The organism is Photorhabdus africana, assembly GCF_035181445.1.
Taxonomy (GTDB): domain Bacteria; phylum Pseudomonadota; class Gammaproteobacteria; order Enterobacterales; family Enterobacteriaceae; genus Photorhabdus; species Photorhabdus laumondii.
Genome location: NZ_JAXBVE010000027.1, coordinates 37134 through 55623 on the forward strand (window position 1 = coordinate 37134; position 18490 = coordinate 55623).

An 18490-nucleotide genomic window follows, 5' to 3' on the forward strand; every position below is an offset into this window, starting at 1 on the left:
GAGGAAGTCATTACCGAACGGCTGAGATCGTCGGTCGAATCAAACCGTGATGTTTTTCCAGTAAAGCCTTTGCTTGTTGAGCATTGATGCCAGCCAGAATCATCACAATGGCGGTTTTACAATGTCCATCACATTCAGCCAGTGCCTGCTCTGCTTGTTCACGGTTACATTCGGTGGCGGCGATAACGATATTTTTCTGCCTTTCAACCAGCTTGGCATTTGTCGCTTCTACGTCCACCATCAGGTTGCCATAAACTTTACCTGAACGGATCATGGCACCGGTGGTCAGCATATTCAGAATGAGCTTTTGTGCTGTACCGGCTTTCATACGTGATGAACCTGTGACAATTTCCGGCCCAACTATCGGCGTAATAGCGATATCGGCGGCTTGTGTCATCGGGCTTTCCGGGTTGCAGCTAATGCAGGCGACCGTTGCACCGATGGATTTGGCATACGCCATGGCACCCAAGACATAAGGTGTACGGCCGCTGGCGGCAATGCCAACCAATACATCTTTTGCATTAAAGTTTAGTGCTTGAAGATCATTTACGCCCAGTTGTTGGTTATCTTCTGCATTCTCAACAGCGCTTAGGATGGCCTGATGCCCGCCGGCAATTAATCCAACCACTTGTTCCGGTTTGGTGCCATAAGTAGGCGGACATTCACTGGCATCCAAAATCCCTAATCGGCCCGATGTCCCGGCACCGATATAAATTAAACGACCGCCGTGATGAAATGCCTCGGCAATTTTGTCTACCGTTTCAGCGATTTTTGGCAAAGTTTGTTCTACAGCCAATGCGACTTTTTTATCTTCGTCATTAATTAGTTTTAACATTTCAAGGGTTGGCAAAGTATCAATGTTGGCACTGGCTGGATTACGACTTTCGGTAACCATATTGTTGAGATTGATTTTCATATTGCTTTCCTGATGGAATATTCTTGAAATGATAAATAGTTATTTACTCTTCTTTGTCATAAAGAGCAATTTGGTCAGTGTTTCGATAAAAACGATAGCTTTGTGAATGAGTTTTATGGGTTGTAGAGCAAGAGGCTATAAAAACGGGGAGTATGAATTGATTTAAGAAAATTCTGGTTTTTAGCAAAAAACGCCGTAAACCCTCATTCAATGTGGACGGGATATCAGGCGAAAAATTCGAAGGTGGCGACCGCCTAAACGGCCACATTTAAAATGAAATGGTGATTACATAAAATCGTAAACAAGGTCGTTAGAACAGCTAGATGCATATGCTTAACCTAAAGTTACCGTGCCGTATCTCGATTCTATCCTTTTTCCAAGGGAACTTGATCACACAAACGGTTAATATGGACTTAATTTATTGTTGTGTTAATGATTATTGTTTGTTACGTAAGTGGATTGTGTAATAAAAGTTTTTTATTTGTTTATTTTTAGCATTAATTCCATGAGTAAACAACTTTATATTTTGTATAATTAAAATAAAAAGAATAAAAAACTATATTTGATTAATTAAGCAAAATTTAACACGAAAATGATTTTCATTTAAATTTTTTCCTAAGTTTTCTGTATTGCCTGTAACTAATTAATTTGTTAATTTTTTTTATGTATTCTAACTTATGTGGAATGCATTCATCTTAATTTTTTAACGCAAGGAGCGAGTCATGGACAAGAAAGTGAACAATACTTCTAGTACCCCTACCAAGCAGAAAGCTAAGGTTATTATCAAACCGAAAAGTGATCGTCCGATTCTGATGGCGGCTCACCTGTAATCCCCCTAAACGGTCAGCCAGCAGGCTGGCTGTTTTTATTTCTGGTAGAGAATACTATGGAAAATAACTATGTTATATCCGGCCATTTGGAAAAAAATGGCCGTGGTTTCGTGTTCAGTGATAAACACATAGCCTTTGACGTTGAAAATCTTTCCGGAAACATCAGTGACTGGAATGCGGTACTCGATGCCTGCGATGGGAATACTCCACTAAAAAACATCTTGGAAAAGCACCCGGAAATTCACAGTGAAGAGGCAACCGAGTTTCTGGACGCTCTTGTAAACAACAAGATTGGTTATGTTAATAACTCTGGTAAAGAATTTGTATCCGGTGATGAAGCAATACTAATTCTTGAAGATCTCCAGGCAAACCTGCTTTATTCTATGCTTTATAAGAATAAGTTCTGGCAGGCAATGCAATCCCCGCAGGATGTACCAGAAAAAGTTTATTATGGTATGGCAATTGAAAACTACCACTTTCTGTTCCGTGAAAGCTGGTTTGATTCTCCGGTTCTGAGTTACCTGCCTTCAACGAAGGCTAGACTCATTATGAATGAGTTTTACGGAGAGGAATACGGACATGATGAACTTATTCTGAATGCGTTAAATCATCTAGATATTGAAAGGGAAGACATGGCGGAAACCCTGCCGCTTCCTGAGACTTTGGCTCTCTGTAATGCCCTAGCTTACTGGTCAGCTAACGATCCTCTGTTTTTCTTCAGCACTATGGGTATCCTAGAAGGAAAAGATATTAAGGTAGACAGCTATATTCTGGCTATGGAAAGTAGCGGAAAAATTTCGCCTGACTTTATTAAGCCAATTAAGGCTCACGCAAATATTAACATTGAAGCTGAACATGGAATTCTTACCCGTGAACTCTTCCATGAAATTCCAGTTGTCCGTTACGACCAGATGAAAAGTATGATTGCGAATACTCGACTCTTCGTTGAGCTTTACGATAATTTTCACAGTGCTGTCTGGGATTATTACTCAGAAGATAACAAACCTCTACTTCGCCGCCTGTCAGATATTTAATTTAACGGAGCCCGTCATGCAGACTTCGCCTCAACGTTTCATTACTCCACGTTTTCGAGATGGAGTGCAATATACCCGTCACGGAGAAGAGCATCATATTGACTACCGTCAGCAGGGCGTAGTGCTTTCTCTTGATGAGAAAGGTAATTCGCTCAGTAATTTTCTCTCTGATTTGAAGGCAGGAGGGAAAACTCAGGCCGAACTAAAAACCGCTTATCCAGCATTATCTGACGAAATAGAAAATATTATTGTACAGCTCGACAACCATTATCTTTTGACAGAAAGCCATTATCCAGACATTAGTGGTACCCTGTCGGGCGAACAATTTGCCAATCAGCTTAAACGATATTCACGTGCATGGCATGCGAGGCTGGGCACTTCGGTACTTTATGCTGCTATGCGTGAAGGGCGTGCTACCCGTTCCCAGCTCATTGGTTTTGCTGTCGAATATTATCATATCGTCAAAGCCGCGCCGTCTGTCATTGCCCCGGCTATGTCTCATAAATGCCCTAATCCCGTTTTTCAGGGAATAAAACGGCTTTTTCTCGAAGAACATGATCATGAAACTCTGTTGCTGAAAGCGCTCTCCGCAGTGGGGATCCCGGAAGAGCAGGTTAAGGGAACAACTCCTCTTTCCAGCACGTTCTCCGTTTTCTGCACGCTTGGCACGTTCGCGCGTCAGCACCTTTTGAGTTTCATCTCTGCGCTATTTTTATTTGAAGAGCCTTATCCAGAATTTAACGATGTCTTCGTGGCTACTTGCCAGTCACTTGATTTTCCTGAAGGATTTTGGAAACCGATCATCGGGCATTCAGCTGTCAATGAGGAAGGTAGTCATCATCTCATCACCGATGAGCTGTTGGGTCATATTTCAGCCATCTCCGCTGAAGAAGCTCGCGTCACATTGGTTCATATCATGACACTGCTGGAAACCATGAAGATATGGGATGCTCAGATCTGCAGTACCTATGAATCCAACCTGAATCTACGTATTTTTGTGTGAGTACCTGTCATGGAACAATGGAGTTTAAATCATTATGTCAAACCGGTGCTCCATGCCCCAATTCTTGCAAAAAATGCACAGGGTGTGATCGAGATCGGTGAGGATTATCCTGAACTAGAAATCACAAGTAGCGAACCGGACAAATTGTTGGAACTACTCAAATCGCTGCGGGAGGGATGTCCGGTTGGTTGGTCAACTATCGGTCATGCGTGCGAGGAGAGTGACGAGCAGCAGATTCTGAGCGTTTTGCATGAATACGGGTTTATCCGGGAGACATCACCAGAACATACTCTGGCAAAAAAGCAGGTCATCATCGATAAAGTAATCAGGGAAGCTACTGACGTTCTTATCCCTTGGCAACATTCCCTAGACGAACATGCCACGGAACTCTTAACGTTTATCGACGGCTTGGAAACAGCGGATATAATAAACATTCTTGAGCATGAAAATAATGCATTCCTCGTTTATGGCAAAACGGCACTCCTGGCATGGAAACAGTTGTGCCCACCTGCTGTTATCGTCACGAGGCAGCTATTGTCACGATTGAGCGGCTGCGACAGCACTGAGCTGAACATTGACTTTACTGCTTTCTGGGTTGGTGAGGTGCGAAAGTGCCTATCGGTGATAGTCTGGTCACTGGTCAGAAGCTTGGATGCGGATGCGGCCCGTAAAAAATTTCCTACCCTACCGATCGATGCGCCGGATTCCGGAACAAACCTAGCCCTTAGGCTTGAACGATGGGCAAAAGATTGTCTTGAAGGCTTCGGGCCAGCCAGATTTGCTGCCGCGCTAAGAAACAATGAACATGGTTCCCAGCAGACCCTTATTCAGGCAGTGTATGCACAGGAATATTACATTACAGAGCGGTTCATCGACTTGGTGTCTAACGCCATGGCACTACGCCTTCCTAGGCCGCTAAAAAAACTCCTTCGCCGCTACTACAGTGAAGAAATGGGGCATGAATCCTACGAATTTCGGACCTGTCTCGCTTTAGGTTTGGATGAAAATGATCTCCACAGTTCACTTCCGGTTCCGTTTGCTCAGTTGCTTTGTGATACCTATACCTGGCTTGCCGGCAATCACATTATTGCATATGCCGCAGCAGCAACCATCACGGAAGGGCTACCAGGTCAGCCCAATATCATCAACGAGGTGGTGGCAAATTCCGGAATTTTTTCGGAGGAGGTGAATGAAAGCTCTCGAAAACATGAGGTACTTAACGAAAAGCTTTTTCATCCTTATATTTCACGTTTGTTGCTAGCTGAATGTGGTGAACAGAGTGTGCAGACTCAGCGGATTGCACGCGACTGTTATGGCCTGTTGCTGGAAATGACCTGGCGTACTTGGGAGGAACTGGAGAAGTTACATGTTCAGATGAAACGTCCAGCCCTGAACTTCAGTATGAAGGATTTTCTACACCTATGACCACATTGCTGAGTGACTACTCACGTTTTGTAAACCAGGGATGGGCTGAGATGCTCAATGCGCTCGGTGCTTCCCCAGTTTTTCTGAGGGCTGAAGGTGATCGCCTGTACGACAGTGACGATAATGTTTGGTTCGATTTCATCGGCCACTACGGGGCAACGTTGTTTGGCCATGGTTTTGAGCCGCTAAAAACGGCATTGAAACGCTCATTAGATGAGCAGATACCGGCGGGTGCTCCCTTGGGGATCACGGCACTAGCCCCCCGTCTGGCAAAGATGCTCATTGAGCGCCTAGAGCTGCGGGGTAACTGGAACAATTGGACCCTTTCAACCGGGGCGGAAGCCGTGGAAGCTGCACTGAAAATAGCTGTATCCTCCACGGGCCGTCGTAAAGTTCTGGCACGTCGTGGAGCTTTTCACGGTCTGACCACCTTCACTTTGCAACTCACTGATCATACGTTATGGCGTCAGGGCTATGAAATACTAACGGAAAGCGACATTGTGGATTTTTTTGACGATGCCGAAGAGGGCGTCCAACAGATTGCGTCCGCGCAGTATGCTGCACTGCTCGTTGAACCGGTGCAGGCCATTGCGGGGGGGCGTATCCTGTCAGCTTTTGAAGCGAGTGCGTTGCGTGAAGCCTGTACGTACAGCGGTACGCTGTTCATCACGGACGAAGTGTTCAGTGGGATGGGGCGCTGCGGTGCATATAGCGCGATGCAGGCATTAGGATGGCAGACTGAGCCTGATATGATTCTCCTGTCCAAAACGCTCACTGGAGGCTTGGTCCCTTCAGCACAGTTGGTTGTCCGGCAGACGTTGTTCAGTGAATTCACTCTCCGTCCGGGTTGTTCACGATTGCTTGCGTCTACCTTTGCGGGAAATCCGCTTGGTCAGACAGTGGCGCTTGAGGTTCTGACTATCTTGGATCGTGTGCTTTTAGATCCTGCTTTCGGGCAACAGCAGGCATGTTTCGCTGCACAGTTGGGTGAGCTTGCGAGAGCACACCCTTCTTATCTGGTGAATGTTGTATCATTGACGAACTTGCATTTCCTGCGCTTCGCGTCCACTGGTTTAGCATGGAAGGTCTGGCGCTACCTGCATGCCAACCGGATCTTGACGACTATCTGTAGCCATCGGCCTGACACACTAAAGCTTATTTGCGCGTTGAATCAAACTACGGAGTCACAGAATGCTCTCTGTGACGTCATTCAGTATGTATGTGAAGAGGTTGGAGGTGTCTGATAAAAAACATATGCTCCTATTGGGCCCAACGGATGACTATCTAAAAAAAGCCCTCAGTTGTGACATGGAAATTACAATACTTACAGAACCATGGCGGGCCTCTGCCTTTCAGCATGAACATGCCCGAAAGGTATTGTTGACCTGTTTTGATGATTTTCCTGCTCTGCTGTTGGCTGCTGGAGATGAACATCTCCTTAATGCGTTCGATTTTGTCGTCTCATTCACGGAATACGGCATGGAACCCGCGGCGGTCATCGCCGCCATCCTGCAGATCCCTGGACCATCCTTGCGCTGTTCACTGATCTGCCGGGATAAGCTTCGCACCCGTCAGGCAGTAGAGTCCACACTGGCCGGCAACGTCCTTTTCATTAAAGCGGAAAGCCCCGCTGTGGTGGAAACCTTTATTCTTGCCCATCACTTACCTGTGGTACTCAAGCCTCGCTTCGCGACAGGAAGTCAGCAGGTCACTATTCTGCGTCAGCCCGGCGAACGGTTACCAGAACTAGGTGAAGGATGGATGGTGGAAAGTTTTGCTCCTGGTCAGGAGTACAGCTGCGAAACGTTCACGATTGAAGGTCAGCATCATCTAGTTGCAGTCACAGAGAAACTGCTGGGTGGAGTATCCGGTGTGGTAGAGGTAGGACACAGAGTGCATGCCGGTATGACTAAAGATAACGCGCTTCGGGCTTGGATCTTTACTGTGCTGGATAGTATCGGTATGACCAGTGGTGTCGGTCATATTGAAGTGAAAAGAGAAGGTGACACGTTTCGCTTGATAGAGTGTCATAATCGTCCAGGAGGCGATCGGATATGGCAGTTGGCTGAGTTGGCGACGGGATTTGACATGATTACAGCCTGTATACATCTCTTTGCCGGTAGTACCGTGCAGATCCCCATAGACAATGGCCGTTGCGCGGCCATCACTTATTTCCAGTTTCCGGAAGGTGAGGTCAATACGTTCTGGCATCCGTTTGGCTCCCCGCCGGAATGGGTTCGCTGGCATGAATGGAGACTGAGTGAAGGAATGTCCATTCCTCCGTTGACTGATTCCTTTCACCGGCATGGTGGATTCATCGTTGATGCAGATACGCTTCAGGAACTCAATCAGCGCATATCACATGTGTTGTCTCTTACGGGAGTGTCATAAATGTCCGTTCTGAATGAAATCCGGCAGTTCTCACCCGATACGCGAAAAGTCCTTTTTGTACAGTGGCTGACATCGGTTGGCTATTTTTCTGTTATCCCGTTTCTGGTGGTTTATCTGGTACTCCATCTGCACTTTTCTGCCGAATTCGCCACCCTTCAGCTCTCGCTTTTTCTGGCAGGTCAGTATGGTGCAACGTTTCTCGGAGGTATCATGACGGACAGAATTAGCCCTAACTTCACCATGAAGTGCGGGCTGATCCTCCAGATTGCCAGCTATCTGATATTTTTGGAGGCCGCGTCGGTTCACTGGATTATCTGCTGTTTGAGTGCCAGCATTGGTATCAGTAAGGGGCTATTCACCCCTGCGGCTAAGGCCCTTGTCGCGAGGGTATCAGAAGGGAGTAATAAAGTGCTGCTGTTTTCGTTTCGCAGCACAGTGAACAACATCGGTGTTGCCATCGGCAGTAGTATTGGTGGGTTCTTTATGGACTCCGATAGTGCGAGTTTCTTCCTTACAGCAGCCGGTAGTCAGCTTATCGCCCTCGGGGTGCTATATACCTTGAGTACTTCAGCTCTAGCCACCGTGAAGGTAACCGCAGCAGGGAACGCCGAACTTGGTACTAGAAAACATGTCTTCCGCTATCTCAGCAAAAACCCTCCCTTTCTGATTACCTGTGTCTTGTATGCCGCATTCAACTTTATCTATATGCAGCTTGAAAGTGCTTTTCCTCTTTTTGCTTCCCGGTATTGGGGGCCTATGGCTGTGTCAGCTCTTTTTATCACCAATGCGGCTGTGGTGATACTGTTGCAAATTATTGTGAATGTATGGTTGAACAAATGGCTCTCTCACTGGCTGGCTATGGGGGTAGGTTTTCTTGCTTTTGCCCTCTGCTTCAGTGGCATGAGTATGGCAGTTGAAATGTGGATCTTTATCATCCTGATTGCCTTCTACACTCTAGGAGAAATTACCATCGATCCGACAATTGATGCTGTCACAAGTGAAAATGTTTATAGCGGACTGCTGGGAACAGCTTATGGTGTTCTCGGAATCGCGGGGTTGGTCGGTGGAGTGACAGGAAACTTTGCAGCGGGTCATTTTTTGGATGTCAATGCTGGCAGCCCACAGGGATTGTGGATAATCTGCGGGGCAATAGCGGCAATAGCACTTGTTCTGACGCTACTTTTCTCCCTGCGGAAGCAATCAACACTTCAGTCTGAAGTTGGTTAATTTTCCGGAGTGGAAAAAATATGGAAGAGATTCATACTTGGCACTATCAGCAATACCACATTACTACGGACTTGATGCTGCTGGATATCGATGCTATTCACCAGTATCTCACTCATTCTACCTGGGCTGAAGGGATTGATATTGATACTGTAAGGAAATCAGTCTGCAATAGTCTCTGCTTTGGGCTTTTTAACGGAGATAAGCAAATTGGATTTGCCCGTATAATTACAGATGGGATTACGTTCGGTTACCTCTGCGATGTCTATGTTCTGGAAGAATGGCAGCAGCAGAAACTTGGCCGCTGGCTTATGGAATGTTGTCAATCACATCCTGTTATGAAGCGTCTACGGCGGATTATGCTTGTCACATCTACAGCCCCTTGGTTGTACGAGAAAATGGGATATAGCCCTGTGAACCGCGAAAATTTTGTCTGGCAAATCTCCAGGCCAGATATTTATCGACAGTCTCATTAGTAACAGATTCTCAACATGGTCGGAACGCATGAAACACTAATCTGAATCAGATTAGCAGATTGTTGATAGACTTCATTATCTTGAATGGGGTTTATCAGCGGCTTGAACATGTATATTTATATATACCTGTCATCTTTCAAGTTGCCTCTTTGTTGGCTGCATTCTCTCACCCCGGTCACATCGTTATCTATGTTCCCGGGGATTCGCTCCCTTGCCGTCGCGATGCATCTTGAAATCCATAAGGTATATACTTAACTCAGTTTATTTTTAATAAACTCTATCATCCCATATACTATAGGCAGATGTGCCGGCGGTTATGTGATTCCAGGATATGGATCTATATTTTAGAAAGACTTTTTCGTACGGCATCATTTCATTATCATTTATTGAATGCGGGTAGACGCAAGAAATGTCAACAACACTCGCTTCTGTTAATTTGACCTCATAGAAAAGTTCTAACTGCCCAGCGAAATTTGTTCTGTAAAAGAAGAAAATCGCATTCACTAGTTCATTTGAAGATATTGCGGATGCTAACAGCGGCGATGATTTATCGATTGGCTTGATAAATTGTACCGGGTGATGATCGACATTCTTTTGGCGAGTTATCGTGTGATTCAAATGCAATACCTGTATTTGATCTTCGTGCCCCTGTTGGTATCGGTTTCCTATTGAGTCTAGCGTTGAACAACCGGCAGAAATTAAACCTTGTTTCTTACCATCTAAAGATAAATAAATTATATGTGACATAAGTAATTACCAGACAAACTCTTTATTTAAATTACCTAAGACTGTATGTCTAGGCGGTGAAAGTATGACCTTAACACCAAAATATAAAAAAATTAACAGTTCAATATTGAATTTCTTTCTTAAAGGATAGAAACAGTATTTAATAGAGTTTGGAATTTTTTGCTCAATAATGTATTTATTACTTTTATCCTTAAACATCAGGCGTTATTTTGTATTACTATACAGTAAGTTAACTGTAGGCGTTCTGAGTTTGTTTAATATTTTGCTATTATATAGTCGACATGACTATTTTTTATGTAATATAGTGCTATCTTCGAATTCTTAATTGCTAATGGGGTTAGCCGTATGAACGATAGAGATAGGCAACAGTTATTACAACAGCTCACTGACGTATTAGTGAATAGCCCGTTAATTCCAGAAGAAAAATTGGCAATGATGATGATGCAGTGTTTTGAGCTATTGTTGTCAACTCAAGCTAGTGCGATCGACATGAAGATTTCAGATGGCCGTGTTCTTTCTCTCAAATTGGAAACTCCGGCGGTTAGACACTAATGTGATAATTATTGGTTTTAAGAAATGTGGAAAGGGTTTCACGATGACATATAAAAAATACAACCCCTCGCTGGAGGGCTATATGGGGGATTTCCTGAGAGGTCATGTTGGGGCTAACCAATTAAAACCTCAGCATGAATTCTTTGATGCCATTGGTCTCGAAAAGCAGTTAAGAGAGAATACAACCTATATTGCGCTGCTATCGTTAGATGAAGCGAAAGATGTGCTAGAAGATATTGATTCGCGAAAACCCAAAAGTCCATTTATAAAGAAAATATTTGAGATTACCGATCCCATATCACCCTATGCAGGTAACATACATGATTCTCTTGATCTTTTTAATGTTATAGGGGAGTTTAAGAAATTAGGAATTAAAGCCACAGAGTATATGGGTAAAGACGGAAACAGATACATTAAAATATCAGGTTATGCGGGAGTTAGAAAGATCATCACGGCTTCAAGATATAAAGCTGCTAATATGAAGATGATATCTATGGGGATTGGGCAGCAAGGACTGAATAGTGGCATAGTTAAGGGAATGAAGTTCAGTATATTCTTTTCCGCGGCTTATCGAACGGTTGAGCTTATATTTAAGGATGAATACACTCTGGCTGATTTTCTAGGTAATATTGCGGTAGATCTGGCTAAAACAGTAGTAACAGCCTTTGTTTCTTGGGCTATTGGGTCTTTGATGTTAGCTATATCTGTTTCCGGTGCTAGCGTAATTGTCGTGGCTGGTATTGTGTTTGGTATCGGTGTTTTAACGGTGTATCTACTTGATAATATTGATAAAAAATTTAAGATTAGTGAAGCGGTCATTAATTTAATCAAGAGAGAAATGGAAAGAAAACCACGAACTCCAGAAGCCAATTTCAATCAATTTCTTCATAATTGGGGGCAGTATGGGAAATAGAAAAAAGATTGTGTATATTATTGGTGCTCTTGCTATTTTTATTTTGACGTCATTTGGTTTCTTTTTGACAGGAGAGAATTTAATCTCTTTAGTTAAAATGGATGAGAAAATAACATTTTCAAGTAGTGTTATTATTATATTCTTTTTTTCTCCTTTGATTTTTTATTCTTTATTTTTTATTATTTTTGTCAGTATAACTGGTCATTATCCTAAGCATTATGATAGTTTTAATAAATATTTTGGTTCGATAGCCATTATTTCACTTTTTTTAAGTTTTCCTACATCTTTGTATGTGAATTATCACTTAAAAAGTGATGGCTATTTAGTATGTCCAAGAATATCTTGGATGTCTCCGAATACTTATGTGAAAGATATGAAGCTATGTGATTGATATTGTTATGTTTGATTTCAATCGATTCCTTAATAACTGGGGGAATTATGGGAAATAAAAGAAAGATTATACATGTCATCGCTGCTCTTGCTATTTTTCTTTTAGCTTTATTTGCTTTTTTTTCAACCGGAGAAAATTTGGTTTCTTTAGTTAGAATGAGTGAGAAAATAACATTCTCGGGTGGTGTTGTTATAATATTTTTTTCTTTTCCTTTGGTTTCTTATGCTATATTTTTTATGGTTTTTGTTACTATAAGTGGTCATTATCCAAAGCATCATGATGGTTTTGTTAACTGTTTTGGGACGATAGCTATTATTTCATTTTTTTAGGTTTCCCTGCATCTTTGTATGTGCATTATAAATTAAAAAGTGATGACTATTTGGTATGTCCAAGAATATCTTGGATGTCTCCGAATACTTATGTGAAAGATATGAAGCTATGTGATTGATATTGTTGTTTTTGACTTCAATCAATTCCTTAAGAACTGGGGGAATTATGGGAGATAAAAAAAAGATTATATATATCATTGGCGCTCTTGCTATTTTTATTTTGATGTCATTCGCTTTCTTTTTGACAGGAGAAAATTTAGTCTCTTTAGTTAAAATGGATGAGAAAATAACATTCTCAAGTAGTGTTATTATTATATTCTTCTTTTCTCCTTTGGTTTTTTATTCTTTATTTTTTATTATTTTTGTCAGTATAACTGGTCATTATCCTAAGTATCATGATAGTTTTAATAAATATTTTGGTTCGATAGCCATTATTTCACTTTTTTTAAGTTTCCCTACATCTTTGTATGTGAATTATAAATTAAAGAGTGATAACTATTTGGTATGTCCAAGAATCTCTTGGAAGTCTCCTAATACCTATGTAAAAGATATGAAGCTATGTGATTGATATTGTTGTTTTTGACTTCAATCAATTCCTTAATAACTGGGGGAATTATGGGAAATAAAAGAAAGGTTATAAATATCACCTGCGCTCTTTTTGTTTTTATTCTGACGTTATTCACTTCTTTTTTGACAGGGGGGAATTTAAATTCATTAATTAAAATGGATGAAAAAATAATATTCTCAGGTGGTGTTTTTATGATATTTTTTTCTTCTCCTTTGGTTTTTTATTATGTTATTTTTATTATTTTTGTTAATATAACTGGCCGTTATCCAAAACATCATGATAGCTTTAATAAGTATCTTTGTTTGATAGCTCTTGTTTCAATTGTTTTAAGTTTCCCCATATCTTTCTATGTGCATTATAAGTTAAAAAGTGATGGCTATTTAGTATGTCCAAGAATATCCTGGTCGTCGCCGAATACCTATGTGAAAGATATTAAGTTATGCGATTGATATGAGTGATATGGTTGTGGATAAGAAAAGAAGAATAATTCATATTATTTTGGCGATTTTTGTATTGTCTCTGGTATCTTTGGGTATGTTTGCTTCTGTTGATAGTCTATTTTCAGTAATTACAATGGCTGAGGCAATCTCTTTTTCCAATGAGGTAATAGTTGCGTTTTTTTTCTTCCCATTGGTTTTTTATTTCTTGATTTATTCTATTTATTTAAATTTAACAACGCGTATTCCAAGGTATCATGATGTTTATGTTAAATATCTTGCTATGATAGCTATTGTTGCATTTTTTTTGAGTTTTCCTATATCTTTTTATGTGAATTATAAACTGAGGAGTGAGAATTACTTGATATGCCAAAAGATGTCTTGGATGTCACCGAATAAATATGTAAAAGATATTAAACTGTGTGATTGATATTAGTCTTATTGGTGGGTGGAGGCGAGATTTTATTTAAAAAGGAGGATTAATAGTTATATTTTCAGAATGATGCTTACCTGCTATATTTCGCTATCCTATATAGTAGGAAATACATGTCATTAGGTGTATAGGAATTACTATAGGGAAAACAGCTAAAAATCGGGAAATTTCTTATCTTCTAACGAATTTAATTTAAGTGAATTACTTACCCATTTATCTTAGAGGGTAAGAAGGAATTATGGTATTAATAAAATCTATATTTATATTGACAACATTTTTATAATAAATTAATTGATCATCTTATAATTGTTGTTTAATCTCTATTTAATTAATTTCAGTTAAGTCTAAATAATTTAGTTCATTATTGAAATAATAACGTAAGAAAGTATGAAAGATAAACCTGAATGGTGGAGATATGGATATACGTAATCTCAAAGCTTTTATCGTGTTAGCTGAAACACTTAATTATCATAAGGCTTCTCAAATACTACATATTTCTCAACCTGCACTGACTAAGAAAGTTAATGCACTGGAAGCGGAATTTGGGGCTCTTTTGTTTTCCAGAGGACCAGGTGGTACCAGATTGACTGATTTTGGACAAAAAACTTTTGAGAATGCTCAGAAATTACTGGGTCATTTTGAGCAATTTCAAATTCAGGTTAATCATGATTTGCAAGATGATGCGCCACATTACCTTTATGTTAGCTCTTGTTTTCCTATTTATGATTCTGGAAAAATGGAAGAGAGAATTTTTCTAGGTAGGAAGGAAAAAGCCGTGCTGGTGCTAATTACTGGTCTGACATTTGAGCAGCAAATGAATCTATTAAACTCTGGTTTATTACATATCGCCATTGTTCCTCTACCATTGACTTCATCACTTATGCCTAGAAAAATTTTTACTGAAAAACTCGTTTACCTTTTTAAAAAAGGCAGTGATTGGTTTCGGCATTTTACAGAATTAAGTGCTGAAATGGCATCGTTGTATCAGCTTATTGACATGGATGAGAATGATATACCAATTGATTTTATTGATGGTATTAACGCATTTTCTATTTATGATAATAGTATGAATTTAATGTTAAAAACGAATGATATTATGGTGATGATTGAATTAATAATTAAACGTAATGGTTTTTCCTTAATTCCAGAAAAAATTATTCGATCAATTCCATCACAATATTTTGATTTATTAGAAGTGTTAAAAACCGATATGGAGATTGATTTTGGTATCTTATGGAGTCCATTTATCAATTATGAATTGATAAATGAAGCGGAGTTATTCTCTTCACTGATTGATAATGTGTAAAAGAGGCAGATTGAAAGATAACGGGTATATTGTAATGTAGAAGAGGGGAATGTTTTTATTAATTATCTAACCTCTGGTTAAATAATAATGATTTTGTTGTGTCTGATAAATCTATACCCTATATCATTATTATGAGGGTAAATCAGGTGAATATGAGATTGATGATGCCCTGGGTAAATCCAAGGCATCAGGGTGTCAAAATAGTTTATTTTTACTGGGGTTTAATCCCTTTCAGGTGATAGACCAAGACCGTAAACGGGGTTACCCCTTTCGGCATCGGTAAGTTGCCATACACGACCTTAGCTAAAGCATAGGCATCAACTTCGGCCTCTTCACCCAACAATGGAAGCGCCTCACGCACTACGGCGGGTATATCATCGTCAGCGGTAAGTGTCAGTGTCGGAATAGTGCTTAAAGTGGCACCATCAACAATCTGCTCAGACAAAGCTAGCGAAACCGGTGCATCCTGATCCTTAATAGGGTGACCTTTCTTGACCACAAAGTACACCAAGCCATTGACTTTCTTTGCTGGCTTGCGTCCGGCAGTTTTCTTCGCAATCAGTGCTTCTCCCATCTTAACCTTGGCGTTTACCTGTTTTTGTAATTGCTCCGCAAAGGTCAGGTAATATTTATCCATATCACTGCGTTTAAGCTGCATACGATTGCGTAATCCATCAGTTAATCCGGCAGTCACTCGAACAGGATCCAGAGATAACCCACTTTCTGCATAACTCGCCAGTGTCTCTTTTAGCCCCGAGGCCATCGCTTGGCCCACGACATAGTCACGCTTACGGTTATCGCTATCGAGCGGTACACTCACGGATTTACTGGCTTTTACCGCTCGATCATTGGCTTGCACTAGTTGATAACGAGTAGAAACCAATGCCGTCTCTAACTGCTTTCGAGCAATGTCAGTTTCTCTGAACTGTTTACGCACGGCCTCTAACTGCGTTTGTGCTTCTTTGAACTGATGCTGCGTAGCTGTCAGTAGGGTCTGATGGTCACTTAACTGTTTTTGTAATGTATCCTTTTGCTTCTGCACTTCTATCCTGACTGATTGGTGGTCAGATAGCTGCTTACGGCTCTTCTCTAGTTCAGTCTGGGAAGATTTCAACTCGGCGATACTATCGGTCAGTTGTCTCTTAAGCTTACGATTCTCTGCACGCAATACTTTACGGGCTGCTGCTTCGCTACTACCGGACGAGGCCCCCATACCAACAAGAATGGATGTTCCAACTGTATGTTTTGATGCACTTCTGTTTGAAGATGACTCACCAGATTTGGACTGTTGCGCCATTAGGGTACTCAGACCATAATCAGAATTACTGGCGCTTTCCATCAAGCTATCCACCGAGGGCGTACCGCCAGGAGGTGTATAGTTTCCACTTTCTGCCGCACTTACAATATCAACCGTTCCCAAAAAACCAATTAATAACCAGGCACAGCGATGAAGATGCATTCGTATACAGCTCATTGTGCATCTACCTGATTAATTAATGCCAATGATAAGTCGTTTTTTATACGATAACACAAACTGGTAAGAGCATACTGATACTTAGGACGTACTAAGTCATTGATATCTTCACTGATCCCGTTAGCCACCGCCAAATATTGACTACCCGTACGGGCGATGCGATCAAATTCGGCTTTGTAGCGTGTGTATTTAGTGCCGCTGAACTGCTTCAATGCCTCCAACTCGCGAGTACATTGTGCCAATTTACCGGAATTGCTGTCAGCCGAGGGCTGCACATTTCCGGTAAAACGACAATCACCACTTCCAGATTCAGGGGGTAATGAAGAATGAACCAATGTCTTAGAGGTTGACGATACTTTTATTTTACTTGATGTCGGCACTCTCTTTGGTGTGAGCTCTTGAGCACATCCTGTTAAAAGAAATGCGATTGCTAATAGTAGGTAAAAATAACAACCATAAGATACAATGCAGTGCCCTGTTATTTTCCGAACCTGCAACATCACACATATATGTTTAAGAACAAACAAGTTATTCACCTTATTACTCCCCAGCATCATTGGCATCAAAACTAATTAAACGTCATAATCACAATAACATCTCCCGAATAGGCACCTGCACTAACTTTACCCAATGATTGAAGTCTGGATGAAAAAGAAAATGAATAGAGATTATTTCCACTTACCGTTATTGGAACACCATTCCAAGCATTTGAACCATTGATATCCACATCGGAGTAAAGTGTTTTTTCAGGATTTAAATAAATAAACTTTTCACCCGTTGAGGATTTTGTATATAAAGTCAGGTTAGCTGGCAATGTGCACTGCACATTTCCTGTTATCGTTTTCTTATTCCCATTGAGATTTTCCACCCCCAAATTGCCATGATCAATGACAGATGGCAAAGAAAGACTGCAAGATTGCTTGACTGATGGCACCTTGCCACAAACACTACCAGGCCACTGCTGTGCATCTGAATCACCTATAGTAGGTTGGTGCCGAATATAAAACAATCCTACACAATCTGCTTCAGGGGATCGCAAAAGGAAATCTGATCGATATGGCAACGGAAATTTTTTTTTGTACTCCTCGGCTACCCTCTTCTTAGTCTCATATCGAGAGATTTCAAGACAATGATCCTCCATCTTACAGCTACCATACATCCCCGGGTTTACAGGGGCAGTGCGATATTTCACATCTGGACCAACATAACAAAGCATAGAGTTGTAACATGGGTTTTGGTCTGTATCATTTTCCGTCCAGTCAACTATTTGTAGAACTACACGTGTGTCTCGACCACCAGCATTGACTTGGTACATGTCAATTGGCGTAACAAAGGCTTCTGCATTTACCTCTATAAATGGAACACCAGCCAATGTCATGAAAAAAACAAGATAGAAAAAGCCCCTCATATTCCCTCCATTTCACTCATAGTCCAACATAAACGTCGAAATAGCCGAGAACTTACCAAATACTATTGAGTGATTTTTGATAGCAGAAGGCTCCCCTTGCACATAGGCTTTAAAGTCCAGCGTGGCATTGCCATTATTTAAACGGTATTTTTTAACAGTCTTGTTTATCGAAATAGGTTCTCCAGCCAGAGATTCTATTCCAACCGCTGCCCCTGATGCTTGACTTCCCGGTTGAAAAGCCAAAAACCCAGGAAGCTCATTATTTTCCTTACCTAGAAATTTTATATTCACCTCCCGAGCTCTTGTCACATCACAGTTTATGAGGTGAATTGAAAACGTTTTACTATGACTACGTTCATTTTGATAAAGGTGTTTTCCGGACACTGTATCGAAGTCCACGGTAATTGCATCATCTCCAGGCTGGATACCGCAAGCTTCTCTAAGTACATTAACTTTTATACGAACAATGGATTCAAATTTATCCTTCGCATTACACACTGAGCTTATCGAAAGCAAGAGCAACAACGCCTCAAGAACATGTAATCGGTTACGCCGACACAAGGACGGTATCAGTCCATCTCGATCTGGCTTTAGGATGGTGTTCATGCATGCCTCCTTTACTGAGTTATCCCA

General features: G+C 41.2%; 20 protein-coding genes and 1 pseudogene. 15 read left to right on the top strand and 6 right to left on the bottom strand.

Annotated elements, in window-relative coordinates; genetic code table 11:
* Positions 1-10: 10 nt before the first annotated feature.
* On the bottom strand, positions 11-916 hold the full coding sequence (gene murQ / locus SLS51_RS15390) for an N-acetylmuramic acid 6-phosphate etherase (RefSeq protein WP_323839563.1): 906 nt from the start codon (positions 914-916) through the stop codon (positions 11-13).
* 886 nt (positions 917-1802) lie between these two features.
* Between murQ and SLS51_RS15395 the strand changes: the two genes are divergently transcribed.
* Genes SLS51_RS15395 through SLS51_RS15425 form a run of 7 tightly spaced genes read left to right on the top strand, consistent with a single transcriptional unit; the run spans position 1803 to position 9299 of the window.
* Positions 1803-2780 carry an iron-containing redox enzyme family protein gene (locus tag SLS51_RS15395; protein ID WP_323839564.1) on the top strand — a complete coding sequence of 326 codons (978 nt, stop codon included), beginning with the start codon at positions 1803-1805 and terminating at the stop codon, positions 2778-2780.
* A gap of 16 nt (positions 2781-2796) precedes the next feature.
* Complete coding sequence (locus SLS51_RS15400) at positions 2797-3783, top strand: thiaminase II/PqqC family protein (protein WP_323839565.1); 987 nt, start codon at positions 2797-2799, stop codon at positions 3781-3783.
* 9 nt (positions 3784-3792) lie between these two features.
* A complete protein-coding gene (locus tag SLS51_RS15405; RefSeq protein WP_323839566.1) occupies positions 3793-5208 on the top strand; it encodes a heme oxygenase-like domain-containing protein in 1416 nt (471 codons plus the stop codon).
* The gene (locus SLS51_RS15410; protein ID WP_323839567.1) at positions 5205-6452 is read left to right on the top strand and encodes an aminotransferase class III-fold pyridoxal phosphate-dependent enzyme; all 1248 of its coding nucleotides are present in this window, start codon (positions 5205-5207) and stop codon (positions 6450-6452) included. Before SLS51_RS15405 ends, SLS51_RS15410 begins: the two co-directional genes overlap by 4 nt.
* 10 nt (positions 6453-6462) lie before the next feature.
* Entirely contained in the window at positions 6463-7599 is a 1137-nt protein-coding gene (locus tag SLS51_RS15415; RefSeq protein WP_323839568.1) for an ATP-grasp domain-containing protein, read from the top strand.
* Positions 7600-8826, top strand: a complete 1227-nt coding sequence (locus SLS51_RS15420) for an MFS transporter (protein WP_323839569.1) — start codon at positions 7600-7602, stop codon at positions 8824-8826. It abuts the gene before it with no gap.
* A 20-nt stretch (positions 8827-8846) separates the two neighbouring features.
* Positions 8847-9299 carry a GNAT family N-acetyltransferase gene (locus tag SLS51_RS15425; protein ID WP_323839570.1) on the top strand — a complete coding sequence of 151 codons (453 nt, stop codon included), beginning with the start codon at positions 8847-8849 and terminating at the stop codon, positions 9297-9299.
* Positions 9300-9566: 267 nt separating this feature from the next.
* On the opposite strand, the gene SLS51_RS15430 is transcribed toward SLS51_RS15425, so the two are convergent.
* Positions 9567-10046 carry an Hcp family type VI secretion system effector gene (locus SLS51_RS15430; RefSeq protein ID WP_323839571.1) on the bottom strand — a complete coding sequence of 160 codons (480 nt, stop codon included), beginning with the start codon at positions 10044-10046 and terminating at the stop codon, positions 9567-9569.
* Between the two features lie 345 nt (positions 10047-10391).
* On the opposite strand from SLS51_RS15430, the gene SLS51_RS15435 reads away from it, so the two are divergent.
* From SLS51_RS15435 to SLS51_RS15470, 8 genes and pseudogenes are all read left to right on the top strand, one after another.
* The gene (locus SLS51_RS15435) at positions 10392-10598 is read left to right on the top strand and encodes a hypothetical protein (RefSeq protein ID WP_011144791.1); all 207 of its coding nucleotides are present in this window, start codon (positions 10392-10394) and stop codon (positions 10596-10598) included.
* A gap of 43 nt (positions 10599-10641) precedes the next feature.
* Positions 10642-11511 carry a hypothetical protein gene (locus SLS51_RS15440; RefSeq protein WP_323839572.1) on the top strand — a complete coding sequence of 290 codons (870 nt, stop codon included), beginning with the start codon at positions 10642-10644 and terminating at the stop codon, positions 11509-11511.
* The gene (locus tag SLS51_RS15445) at positions 11501-11902 is read left to right on the top strand and encodes a DUF1240 domain-containing protein (RefSeq protein WP_323839573.1); all 402 of its coding nucleotides are present in this window, start codon (positions 11501-11503) and stop codon (positions 11900-11902) included. Before SLS51_RS15440 ends, SLS51_RS15445 begins: the two co-directional genes overlap by 11 nt.
* Before the next feature lie 47 nt (positions 11903-11949).
* Positions 11950-12350, top strand: a pseudogene (locus SLS51_RS15450) (DUF1240 domain-containing protein).
* Positions 12351-12397: 47 nt separating this feature from the next.
* Positions 12398-12799: a DUF1240 domain-containing protein gene (locus SLS51_RS15455; protein WP_323839574.1), complete on the top strand. Its 402-nt coding sequence runs from the start codon at positions 12398-12400 to the stop codon at positions 12797-12799.
* Positions 12800-12846: 47 nt separating this feature from the next.
* On the top strand, positions 12847-13248 hold the full coding sequence (locus SLS51_RS15460) for a DUF1240 domain-containing protein (RefSeq protein ID WP_323839575.1): 402 nt from the start codon (positions 12847-12849) through the stop codon (positions 13246-13248).
* A 1-nt stretch (position 13249) separates the two neighbouring features.
* Positions 13250-13666: a DUF1240 domain-containing protein gene (locus SLS51_RS15465; protein WP_323839576.1), complete on the top strand. Its 417-nt coding sequence runs from the start codon at positions 13250-13252 to the stop codon at positions 13664-13666.
* Between the two features lie 418 nt (positions 13667-14084).
* Positions 14085-14975 (top strand): LysR family transcriptional regulator, encoded by an 891-nt coding sequence (locus tag SLS51_RS15470; protein WP_323839577.1) that lies wholly within the window; start codon positions 14085-14087, stop codon positions 14973-14975.
* Between the two features lie 211 nt (positions 14976-15186).
* Here SLS51_RS15470 and SLS51_RS15475 read toward each other — a convergent pair whose 3' ends face one another.
* Genes SLS51_RS15475 through SLS51_RS15490 form a run of 4 tightly spaced genes read right to left on the bottom strand, consistent with a single transcriptional unit; the run spans position 15187 to position 18463 of the window.
* Positions 15187-16449, bottom strand: coding sequence for an FKBP-type peptidyl-prolyl cis-trans isomerase N-terminal domain-containing protein (locus SLS51_RS15475; RefSeq protein ID WP_323839578.1), 1263 nt, complete (start codon positions 16447-16449; stop codon positions 15187-15189).
* Entirely contained in the window at positions 16446-16985 is a 540-nt protein-coding gene (locus SLS51_RS15480; RefSeq protein WP_323839579.1) for a YuaE family lipoprotein, read from the bottom strand. Before SLS51_RS15480 ends, SLS51_RS15475 begins: the two co-directional genes overlap by 4 nt.
* 32 nt (positions 16986-17017) lie before the next feature.
* Positions 17018-17857: an MrpH family fimbial adhesin gene (locus tag SLS51_RS15485; protein WP_323839580.1), complete on the bottom strand. Its 840-nt coding sequence runs from the start codon at positions 17855-17857 to the stop codon at positions 17018-17020.
* A gap of 12 nt (positions 17858-17869) precedes the next feature.
* Positions 17870-18463: a fimbrial protein gene (locus SLS51_RS15490; RefSeq protein WP_323839581.1), complete on the bottom strand. Its 594-nt coding sequence runs from the start codon at positions 18461-18463 to the stop codon at positions 17870-17872.
* Positions 18464-18490 lie beyond the last annotated feature (27 nt).